General features: G+C 69.2%; 4 protein-coding genes. 3 read left to right on the forward strand and 1 reads right to left on the reverse strand.

The genetic code is table 11. The features are described 5' to 3' along the window. Positions 1-27: 27 nt before the first annotated feature. Positions 28-2,655, reverse strand: coding sequence for an alpha-glucan family phosphorylase (glgP, locus tag B3G12_RS10115; RefSeq protein WP_144943126.1), 2,628 nt, complete (start codon positions 2,653-2,655; stop codon positions 28-30). Between the two features lie 450 nt (positions 2,656-3,105). Here glgP and B3G12_RS10120 point away from each other — a divergent pair, with 450 nt between their 5' ends. From B3G12_RS10120 to glgB, 3 genes are all read left to right on the forward strand, one after another. After that, a complete protein-coding gene (locus B3G12_RS10120; protein WP_144943136.1) occupies positions 3,106-5,139 on the forward strand; it encodes an alpha-1,4-glucan--maltose-1-phosphate maltosyltransferase in 2,034 nt (677 codons plus the stop codon). 112 nt (positions 5,140-5,251) lie between these two features. Further along, positions 5,252-7,021 (forward strand): maltose alpha-D-glucosyltransferase, encoded by a 1,770-nt coding sequence (gene treS, locus B3G12_RS10125; protein WP_144943127.1) that lies wholly within the window; start codon positions 5,252-5,254, stop codon positions 7,019-7,021. Between the two features lie 62 nt (positions 7,022-7,083). After that, positions 7,084-11,235, forward strand: a complete 4,152-nt coding sequence (glgB, locus tag B3G12_RS10130; RefSeq protein ID WP_144943128.1) for a 1,4-alpha-glucan branching protein GlgB — start codon at positions 7,084-7,086, stop codon at positions 11,233-11,235. The last annotated feature ends 370 nt before the right edge of the window (positions 11,236-11,605 follow it).

Consider the following 11,605-nt stretch of genomic DNA (forward strand, 5'->3'; position numbering starts at 1 on the left):
GGGCCTCTTTTCTCTGCGTGCGGGGTCTCAGTCCGCCGCGTTGCTCACCAGGGAGAGCTCAGCAGGGGAGGCGAGACCCGCGTGGCGGGGCAGAACCCGCACCGTGTACCCGAAAGGCCCCGAGCGGTCGATCGTGATGGGACCGGAGAAGAGCTGGCGGCCGCCGTCGAGGGGCTCGTCCGGCTCCAGCACGGCGTAGGAGCGCTCGTGGATGTGGTCGGTCTCGGACACCCGCCCGTAGCCGACCTCCACCGTGACGTCCTCGGGGGTGAGGGAGCCCAGGTCCACGTACGCGCTGACGGTCAGCTCGTCGCCGATCTGCGGCTCCTGGTGGACGCCCTGGGCGTCCACGTGCTCCACCCGCACCTGCGGCCAGGCCTCCCGCACGCGCTCGATCCAGTGCGCGGTGGCCCGGGCTGCTGCGCCGTCGTCCGCCGCCGCGGCACGGCCGGAGACGCACGCCGGGACGTAGAGCTGCTGCACGTAGTCCGTGAGCATGCGCCGCGCCGAGACGCGGGGCCCGAGCGTCGCGAGGGTGTGGCGCACCATCGCGAGCCACTGGTGAGGGACCGCGTCCGGGGCGGGGGCCGTCTCGTGCCGCGGCGCGAGGGCACCGGCCTCTGTGCCGTCGCCGTAGAAGCGGGGCGCCACGTGGGACTCGATGAGCTCGTAGAGTGCGGCCGCCTCGACGTCGTCCCGCTCGTCCGTGCTGGCCTTGTTGTCCGCGGTGGGGATGGCCCACCCGTTCTGGCCGTCGTACATCTCGTCCCACCAGCCGTCCAGGACGGAGAGGTTCAGACCACCGTTGATCGCGGCCTTCATGCCGGATGTTCCGCACGCCTCCAGCGGGCGCAGGGGGTTGTTGAGCCACACGTCGCAGCCCGGGAAGAGCACGCGTGCCATCGCGATGTCGTAGTTCGGCAGGAAGACGATGCGGTGACGGACCTCGGGATCGTCCGTGAACCGCACGAGATCCTGGATCATGCGCTTGCCCATCTCGTCCGCCGGGTGGGACTTGCCCGCGACCACCAGCTGCACGGGGCGCTGCGGGTCCAGCAGGATCCGCTTCAGCCGCGCCGGATCCCGCAGCATGAGCGTCAGACGCTTGTAGGTGGGCACGCGCCGGGCGAAGCCGATCGTGAGCACGTCCGGGTCCAGCACGGACTCGGTCCAGCCCAGCTCGGCGTCTGCGGCACCGCGCTTCTTCCAGGAGGCGCGCAGGCGCTCGCGGACGTCGCGCACGAGGCGCTCGCGCAGCACGCGGCGCACGGCCCACAGCTCGGCGTCCGGCACGTCGTAGACCTTCCGCCAGCGCGCGGCCGGGTGCAGGTCGTTCTCCTGCGGCTCCACGGCGAGGTCCCACACCAGCGGGTCGATCCACGAGGGCACGTGCACCCCGTTGGTGATCGAGGTGATCGGAACCTCGTCCACGTCGAAGCCCTGCCACAGGCCGTGGAACATGGAGCGGGAGACCGCACCGTGCAGCTTGGCCACGCCGTTGGCGCGCTGTGCGAGGCGCAGGCCCATCACGGCCATGTTGAACTTGCCAGGATTCCCGTCCGGGTAGGTCTCGGCGCCGAGGTCCAGTATCCGCTTGAGCGGCACGGCCGGGGTGAGCCCGGCGGAGAAGAAGTGGCTCACCTGGTCGCGCTCGAACCGGTCGATGCCCGCGGGCACGGGGGTGTGGGTGGTGAACACGGTGGCGGCGCGGACCTCCGCGAGCGCTTCCTCCCAGGTCATGGGCTCCGAGCCGTCCTCGGGGCTCATCAGCTCCTGGATGCGCTCGATGCCCAGGAACCCGGCGTGGCCCTCGTTGCAGTGGTAGACCTCCGGCGCGGCGGCGCCGGTGAGGCGGCTGTGAACGCGCAGCGCGCGGATCCCGCCCAGGCCCAGCAGCAGCTCCTGCTGCAAACGGTGGTCGCTGCCGCCGCCGTACAGGCGGTCGGTGATGTTGCGGGCGGCGTCGTCGTTCTGCCGGATGTTGGAGTCCAGCAGCAGCAGGGGAACCCGGCCCACGTCCGCGCGCCAGATCTGTGCGGAGAGGCTGCGCCCGTCCGGCAGGGGCAACGTGATCAGAGCGGGCGTGCCGTCCGCTTCGCGCAGCAGGGTCAGTGGCAGCTCGTCCGGGTCCAGGACCGGGTAGGTTTCCTGCTGCCAGCCGTCGCGGGACAGGGACTGCTTGAAGTACCCCGCCTGGTAGAGCAGGCCCACGCCGACCACGGGGACGCCCATGTCAGAGGCGGTCTTGAGGTGGTCCCCGGCGAGGATTCCGAGCCCGCCCGAGTACTGCGGCAGCGCGGGGGTGATCCCGTACTCGGCGGAGAAGTAGGCAATGGCGCGCGGTGCCTCCGGGCCCTGGGTGCGCTGGTACCAGTGCGGCTCGGTGAGATAGGTCTCGAGGTCCGCGTCCAGAGCGCGCACGCGCGCCACGAACTCCGGGTCCTGGGAGATCTGCTGGATCTCCTCGCGGGTGAGCGAGCCCAGGAGCTTCACCGGGTCCCCGTGCACAGCCTCCCAGGCATGCGGGTTGAGCGCGGCGAAGAGGTCTTCGGTGGGTTTGTGCCAGGACCAGCGGAGGTTCCTGGCCAGGCGCCCCAGCGGGGCGATCGACTCGGGGAGGACGGTGCGGACGGTGAACCTGCGGATGGCCTTCACAGTGCGAGCCTAGCGGCTGGGCACGCCGCCCGTGCCGCACGCCCCGCCGTGTGACACACCTCCGCATGCCAGGATCCCGCGGCCTTAAGAATCCCGGGGATAGTCGGTAACGTTGGTCACGTGTCGCAGCAGAACTCACAGCCCCATGGTCGCCGCCCGTCCCACGATCCCGCACCGGACGCCCACGCGGGTGACGCGCACCCGGACGTCGGCTCGCGCCTGACCCCGCCGGTGCCCGCCACGGGAGTGCCGGACGTCGCCCCGTCCGTCTCGAGCGCGGACGTCGCCCCTCACGCTAGTGCCGTGACCGCGGCGGACGACAGCCACGTCGTCGCGCGCGAGTCCCACGGGACCGGCAACGGGCGCACCGTCCCGGAGCCAGGGGTCACCCCGGAGCCGCGGCGCACCGAAATCCAGGGCACCGAGCCGCAGGACCCCGAGGATGACCCCATGGACTTTCCGTCCGCGGATCTGGTCTACGGACGCATCCCCGTGACCGACGTCAGCCCAGTGATCGAGGGCGGGCGCTTCCCGGCCACCGCGATCCCCGGCGAGGACATTCGGGTGGGTGCCACCGTGTTCCGCGAGGGCCACGACTCCCTGGGTGTGACCGCGGTGCTCTACGACCCCCGGGGGCGGGAGACCCAGCGGCGTCGGATGCGGCTCGTGGCCACCGGAACGGACCGCTACGAGGCCGTGGTGCGTCCGGAGTCCGAGGGCCGCTGGAGCTTTGCCGTGGAGGGCTGGTCCGACCTCTACGACACGTGGCACCACGCCGCCGAGATCAAGCTCGGGGTGGGCCAGGACGTGGAGCTGATGTTTCAGGAGGCCGCGCTGCTCTTCGATGCGGCGTCGAAGGAGTCGGAGCGCTCGTCCGAGGAGGTCCGTGCGTTCGAGGACGCGTCCGAAGCCATGACGGACACCTCCCGCACACCCGAGGAGCGTTGGCAGATCGCCACCTCCGAGCAGATCCTGCGCTACGTCGAGGACCGGCCGCTGCGCGACCTCGTGACCACGTCCGCGCGCTATCCGGTCGAGGTCGAGCGCGAGGCCGCCGGGCGGGGCGCGTGGTACGAGTTCTTCCCCCGCTCGGAGGGCGCGACGTACGACCCCGAGTCGGGAACCTGGACCTCCGGGAACTTCCGCACGGCCACGGCGGCGCTGGACCGTGCCGCCCGCATGGGCTTCGACGTCGCCTACCTGCCTCCGATCCACCCCATCGGGCGCAACCACCGCAAGGGCCCGGACAACACCCTGACCGCGGGGCCCCAGGACCCCGGCTCCCCGTGGGCCATCGGCGGCCCGGAGGGCGGTCACGACGCCATCCACCCGGACCTGGGCACGTTCGAGGACTTCGACGCCTTCGTGGCCCACGCCCAAGGGCTCGGTCTCGAGGTCGCCCTGGACCTCGCGCTGCAGGCGTCCCCGGACCACCCGTGGGTCCAGGAGCACCCCCAGTGGTTCACCACGCGCGCGGACGGCAGCATCGCCTACGCCGAGAACCCGCCCAAGAAGTACCAGGACATCTACCCCCTGAACTTTGACAACGACCCCCAAGGCCTCGCGGCCGAGGTGCTGCGGATCGTGGAGCTGTGGATTGGCCACGGGGTGGACATCTTCCGGGTGGACAACCCCCACACCAAGCCCCTGTGGTTCTGGGAGTGGCTGATCGCCCGCGTGCGCGAGAAGCACCCGGACACCGTCTTCCTCGCGGAGGCCTTCACCCGGCCGGCCATGATGCGCGGGCTTGCGAAGGCCGGTTTCGAGCAGTCCTACTCGTACTTCACCTGGCGCAACACCAAGGAGGAAATCGAGGAATACTTCGAGGAGATCTCCCACGAGACCTCGGGCTTCTACCGCCCCAACTTCTTCGTGAATACCCCGGACATCCTCACCGAGTACCTCCAGTTCGGCGGTCCCGCGGCATTCAAGGTGCGAGCCGTGCTCGCGGCCACGGCTTCCCCGCTGTGGGGCCTCTACGCAGGCTTCGAGCTCTTCGAGCATGTGGCCCGCCCGGGGGCCGAGGAGTACATCGACAACGAGAAGTTCCAGCTGCGCCCGCGCGACTTCGATGGTGCCCTGGAACGCGGCGAGTCCCTCGCGCCGTACGTCACCCGCCTGAACCAGATCCGCAGAGACCACCCTGCGCTGGGGGACCTGCAGAACCTCACCGTGCAGGCGACCTCGGACGACGCCGTCGTGGCCTACAGCAAGACCAAGACGGTCGAGCACGGGGGCGTGGAGGTGCGGGACACGGTCATCGTGGTCGTCAACACCGATCCCCACGCCACGCGCGAGGCAACGGTCTGGCTGGACCTCGACTCACTGGACCTGCGGGACGAGGACTTCAACGAGGACGGCTCGTTCTGGGTGGACGACCTCATCTCCGGCGCGAGCTGGAAGTGGGGCAGTCACAACTACGTTCGTCTGGACCCCTACGTGGAGCCCGCACACGTGCTGAGCATCCGCCGGGACGTCAAGTGACCCGCCGGCCGCCGCGCGCCGCGGCACTCCGCGGTCATGGCGGCGGCCCGTCGAGTCCCGTACCTTTCACGTTCGTCACACTTGTCTCTGCGAGAGGGCAGTCCCGCACACCATGAGCACCACTCCTTTCCACCTCAACGCTCCCGGGATCGCCCACGACCCCGAGTGGTACCGCAAGGCCGTCTTCTACGAGGTCCTCGTGCGCGCCTTCTCCGACGCCAACGGCGACGGCTCCGGTGACTTCACCGGCCTGATCGACAAGCTCGACTACCTGCAGTGGCTCGGCATCGACTGCCTGTGGCTGCCGCCGTTCTACGAGTCCCCGCTGCGCGACGGTGGATACGACATCTCCGACTACTACTCCGTGCTGGACGAGTTCGGCACGGTCAGCGACTTCAAGCGTCTCGTCGCGGAGGCCCACGCCCGTGGCCTGCGCGTCATCACGGACCTGCCGCTGAACCACACCTCGGACCAGCACCCGTGGTTCCAGGCCTCCCGCGAAGACCCGGAGGGCCCCTACGGGGACTTCTACGTGTGGTCGGACACGGACGAGAAGTACGAGGACGCGCGCATCATCTTCGTGGACACGGAGATCTCGAACTGGACCTTCGACCCGGTGCGCCGGCAGTTCTTCTGGCACCGCTTCTTCTCGCACCAGCCGGACCTGAACTTCGAGAACCCGAAGGTCGTCGAGGCGGTCTTCGACGTGGTGAAGTTCTGGCTGGACATGGGTATCGACGGCTTTCGCGCGGACGCAATTCCGTACCTCATCGAAGAGGAGGGCACCAACTGCGAGAACCTCCCCGGAACGCACGACTTCCTGGTGCGGCTGCGCGAGATGGTGGACCGGGAGTACCCCGGGCGGGTGATCGTCGCGGAGGCGAACCAGATGCCCCACGAGGTCGTGGAGTACTTCGGCACCGAGGAGGCGCCGGAGTGCCACATGTGCTTCCACTTCCCGATCATGCCGCGGATCTACTACTCCCTGCGTGATCAGAAGGCCGAGCCGATCATCTCCACCATGGAGAACACACCGCAGATCCCCAAGGGCACCCAGTGGGGCACCTTCCTGCGCAACCACGACGAGCTCACGCTCGAGATGGTCACGAGCGAGGAGCGCCAGGCCATGCTGGGCTGGTACGCACCGGACTCCCGGATGCGGGCGAACATCGGCATCCGACGCCGTCTGGCGCCGCTGCTCGACAACTCGCGAGCCGAGCTGGAGCTGGCACACGCGCTGCTGCTCTCCCTGCCGGGCTCCCCGTTCCTGTACTACGGGGACGAGATCGGCATGGGGGACAACATCTGGCTCGACGACCGTGACGCCTCACGCACGCCCATGCAGTGGACCCCGGACCGCAACGCGGGGTTCTCCACCGCGGACCCGGGCAAGCTGTACCTGCCCGTGGTGCAGTCGCTGGTCTACAACTACGCGCAGACGAACGTGGAGACCCAGCTGGCGTCCTCGTCCTCGCTGCTGCACTGGATCCGTCAAATGCTCATGGTGCGCAAGGCCCACCCGGCCTTCGGCATGGGCGAGTACGTCAATGTGGCCACGGACCACGAGTCCGTGCTCGCATTTCTGCGTCGCCTGGACCCCGAGGACTCGGAGGACGGCGTGGGGGAGACCCTGCTGTGCATCTTCAATCTCTCTCACGTGCCCGCGAGCTGCTCGGTGCACCTGGGCGAATACGCGGGCCGTGGCACCCGGGAACTCTTCGGCGGCGAGCCCTTCGGGTCGTTCTCCGACGAGGGCGACTACCGGATCACGCTCGGTTCGCAGGACTTCTTCTGGCTGCGGCTGCGCACTGCCCCGGCCACGGACGGCAGCCATCCGGAGACCGTGGCGATGCCCATCATCAGGCCCGCACGCAGCGAGTGAGACCGCGCGGGTCCGCCCGTGCGCGCGCGACAGACAGTTCCAGACGAAAGCGGGGAGCCCACATGACGGATCAGCAACTTCTCGACCGGCTGCGTGAGTGGCTGCCGCTCCAGCGGTGGTTCCCGTTCACGGCCACCCCGGACCAGCTGAGGCTGAACGTGGTGGGCCGCACGGACGTCGGCGGGGACGACCGCTGGGAGTCCGAGCTCGGCACGCAGCGCACCATCTACCTGGTGCAGGTCACCGTGGGCGAGCGTACGGAGCTGCTCAGCGTCCCGGTGGTGGGCAGCATCCGGGAGATTCCGGAGCTGGAGCGGTTCGCGATCGGCTCCTACTGCGTGGGCGGTCCGGACCGCCCGCTGCCCGAGCAGCTGATCGCGGGAGCAGAGGCCTCGGCGTCCTTCCTGCGCCGCGCGATCTCGCAGGCCGGTTCGCTGCTGGAGCGACGTCGCGGCTCGCGTCACGGGACCCAGGGTGGGGCTCGCAGGGCGGCGGACGACGCCGCGTCGTCGGGTTCCGCAAGGCCGGGCACTGAGGCTGCCGACCGTGTGAGTGGTACGGAGGCCGCGGACGACGGCGCCACGCTGCACCTCTACGATGCCGTGGGCGAGCCCGGTTTCCTGGACCGCGTGCTGCGGATGATGGACGCGCAGCTCACCGAGGGAGGGGTGCTGCGCCACGGCATGGGTCTGCACGGGCGCTACACGGGCGCGCTGAACACGGACTACCGGATCTCCTCCCCGGAGCAGGTGCACGTGATCTCCTCGGAGCAGTCCAACACCTCCGTGATCCTGCGTCCCGCGCAGACCGCGGACCGGACGGACGCCCTGGGCGGGGACGCCGTGATCGTCAAGTTCTTCCGCGTGGTGGGGGAGGGCCGCAACCCGGACGTCGAGGTCGGCGTGAAGCTCACCTCGCACGGCTCCACCGCGGTACCGGCCACCGCAGGCTGGCTCGACGCTCAGTGGCGCCAGGGCCTGGTCACGACGTCCGGGCAGCTCGCCGTGGCCGCGCAGTTCCTGGACCACTCCGAGGACGCGTGGGCCATGGCTGTCTCCGCCGCCACGCAGGGCAGCGACTTCACGGACCTCGCGCGGGACCTCGGGGCCACGACGGCGCGCGTGCACGCCGACCTCCTGGGTGCCTTCGAGCCCGTCACGGTCGACGACGCCGCCCGGCGTCGTTTCCTGGAGGACCTTGCCTCGCGCATCCGCTGGGCCTGGGAGTCCTGCGGGGAACGCTTCGAGTCCCTCACGCCGCAGGTCGACGCACTGCTCGAGGAGCTCTCCGAGACCCGGAGCATCCCGGCCCTGCAGCGCATCCACGGCGACTACCACCTGGGGCAGGTGCTGCACAGCGACTACCAGGGCTTCCGCATCCTCGACTTCGAAGGCGAGCCGCTGCGTCCTATCAAGGAGCGGGTGCGCCCGGACGTGGCGCTGCGCGACGTCGTGGGAATGCTGCGCTCCTTCGACTACGCCGGAGCCATGGCCGCCAAGGAGACGGAACAGGACACCGAGGAGTGGACGCGCGCGGTCTCCGACGCGTTCCTGGCGGGCTACGGCACCACGCGCGGGGACGTTCTGGACACGGACTCCGTGCTCTACCGGGCGCTGTGGCTGGACAAGGCCCTCTACGAGGTCGTCTACGAGCAGCGCAACCGACCCGACTGGGTGCAGGTCCCTGCGGCGGCCGTGGTGCGCTCGCTTGAACGTGCACGCTCCCGTAACGTGAGTCACGAAGCCCACGAGAGCCAGTCAACGCCGTCGAGAACCGAGGATTTCGTGACCACCGAGCACCCCCAGAACACCGGCCCCGCACCCTCCTCCGAGCCTGCCGCGTCCTCAGAGCCCTCACCGTCCGCTGACCCCCGGGCCACGGAGGGGACGACCGCCCGTTCCGACTCCGACGCCTCCAGCCCCGCGCGCGGGGCCCGTCACGCCACGCGTCCCTCCGGTGGAGATGCCGCGCCGGCGGCCTCCGGCCCCGCCGGCGGGCCGGTGCCTGTCGCCCAGGACGTCCTCGCGGCGGTCGCCGAGGGCCGTTACCACGATCCCCACTCCGTGCTCGGAGCGCACCCCAACCCGGACGGCTCCGTGACCATCCGCACACTGCGGCGCTTCGCGACGCAGGTCTCGGTGCGCACGCCGAACGGCACGTTCCCTCTCGAGCACGAGTGGGGTGGCATCTTCACCGGTGTGGTCCCGGCGCACGACGAGGGCCAGATCCCCGACTACCGCGTGGACGTGACGTACGCGGGCAAGGACCAGGAAGAGGTCGACGACCCGTACCGCTTCGCCCCCACGCTCGGCGAGTTGGACCTGCACCTCATCGGAGAGGGCCGCCACGAGACGCTGTGGACGGTTCTGGGCGCGCACGTGCAGCACTACCCCTCGCCCCTGGGCGACGTCTCGGGTGTCAGCTTCGCGGTGTGGGCGCCCAACGCCCAGGCTGTGCGCGTGATCGGCGACTTCAACGGCTGGGACGGCTCCGAGCAGGCGATGCGCTCGCTGGGCTCCAGCGGCGTGTGGGAGCTGTTCGTGCCCGGCATGAAGTCCGGGGACACCTACAAGTTCCGCATCTGCGGGGTGGACGGGGCGTGGCGCGACAAGGCGGACCCCATGGCATTCGGCACCGAGATCCCGCCGTCCACCGCGTCGCGGGTCTTCGACTCCGAGTACGAGTTCCAGGACGCCGAGTGGATGGCTCGGCGCGCGAGTACGGACCCCCACAACGCGCCCATGAGCGTGTACGAGATGCACATCGGCTCGTGGCGCATGGGACTCGGCTACGTCGACCTCGCGCGGGAGCTCGTGGAGTACCTCACGTGGCAGGGGTTCACGCACGTGGAGTTCATGCCCGTGGCCGAGCACCCGTTCGGCGGGTCCTGGGGCTACCAGGTCACCGGTTACTACGCGCCGTCCTCGCGCTTCGGCTCCCCGGACGAGTTCCGTTACCTCGTGGACCAGCTGCACAAGGCGGGCATCGGCGTGCTCGTGGACTGGGTCCCGGGGCACTTCCCCAAAGACGAGTGGGCGCTCGCCAAGTTCGACGGCCAGCCCCTCTACGAGCACCCGGACCCCCGTCGCGGCGAGCACAAGGACTGGGGCACGCTGATCTTCGACTACGGTCGTCGCGAAGTGCGCAACTTCCTCGTGGCCAACGCGAACTACTGGCTCGAGGAGTTTCACGTGGACGGGCTGCGCGTGGACGCTGTGGCCTCCATGCTCTACCTCGACTACTCCCGCAACGACGGCGAGTGGGAGCCCAACCAGTACGGCGGCCGCGAGAACCTGGAGGCGATCGGCTTCCTGCAGGAGGCCAACGCAACGGCGTACCGCCGCAACCCCGGCGTCGTGATGATTGCGGAGGAGTCCACATCCTTCCCAGGTGTCACCAAGCCGACCAGCGCGGGCGGTCTGGGCTTTGGCATCAAGTGGAACATGGGATGGATGCACGACAGCCTCGAGTACATGGCCGAGGATCCGATCAACCGCCACTACCACCACAACAAGGCCACCTTCTCACTGGTATATGCGTTCTCGGAGAACTTCATCCTGCCGATCTCGCACGACGAGGTCGTCTACGGGAAGGGATCGCTGCTGCGCAAGATGCCGGGCGACCGCTGGCAGCAGCTGGCCAGTGTGCGCGCCTACCTCGCGTACATGTGGGCACACCCCGGCAAGCAGCTGATCTTCATGGGGACCGAGTACGCCCAGGAATCCGAGTGGTCCCAGGAGCACGGTCTGGACTGGTGGCTCTCCGAGACTCCGCCGCACCACGGCGTCCAGGAACTGGTGAAGAGTCTGAACGAGGTCTACCGCAGCACCCCCGCGCTCTACTCGCGTGACAACGACCCATCGGGGTTCGAGTGGATCGACGCGAACGACGCCATGCGCAACACACTCTCGTTCACCCGGTGGGACGATCAGGGCAACCCGCTCGTGAGCGTGGCGAACTTCGCCGGGAACACCCACGAGAACTTCCGCCTCGGTCTGCCCTGGGCCGGCGAGTGGGAGGAGGTGCTGAACACGGATGCCGAGGTCTTCGGCGGTTCGGGCGTCGGAAACCTGGGGAAGGTGACCGCCAACGAGGGCGCTTTCAACGGTGCCCCGGCCTCGGCAGAGCTCACCGTTCCCCCTTTGGCCGTGCTCTTCCTCAAGCCGGTCAGCCACGCCGCGCTCGAGGGCGGCCGCCAGGCTCGAGAGGAATGACGACCGCAATTGTCTCCCGCTGGAGTGGGAGACAACAGACGACGAACCCGCGAACGGCCCTGAGCCTCCGCGGGTTTGTCGTTTCCCCGGGGCGCGTGTAATGTCTTCCGAGTTGCCCCGGCGACCGCGAGAGCGGGACGAAGGGCCGCAAGATCCGGGGGATCCACCCAGAGCACCCGCGCTGCACAGCAGCGAAAACGTGTGCTACGGTAGGTCCCCGCAAGCCAGCGGATGGCGGTTGTGCTGCAGAGCTTCACCGGGTGTTCACCCGGAGTTGCGAACGGCAAAGCTGAACGGTAAGCTTGCGGATCGCAACCAAGCGAAAACAGCTTGTCGAGAACAAGCCAGGTCGTTGTGGTGTGTTGTTTGT

Source organism: Kocuria sp. UBA5001 (assembly GCF_002398425.1).
GTDB lineage: Bacteria > Actinomycetota > Actinomycetes > Actinomycetales > Micrococcaceae > Kocuria > Kocuria salsicia.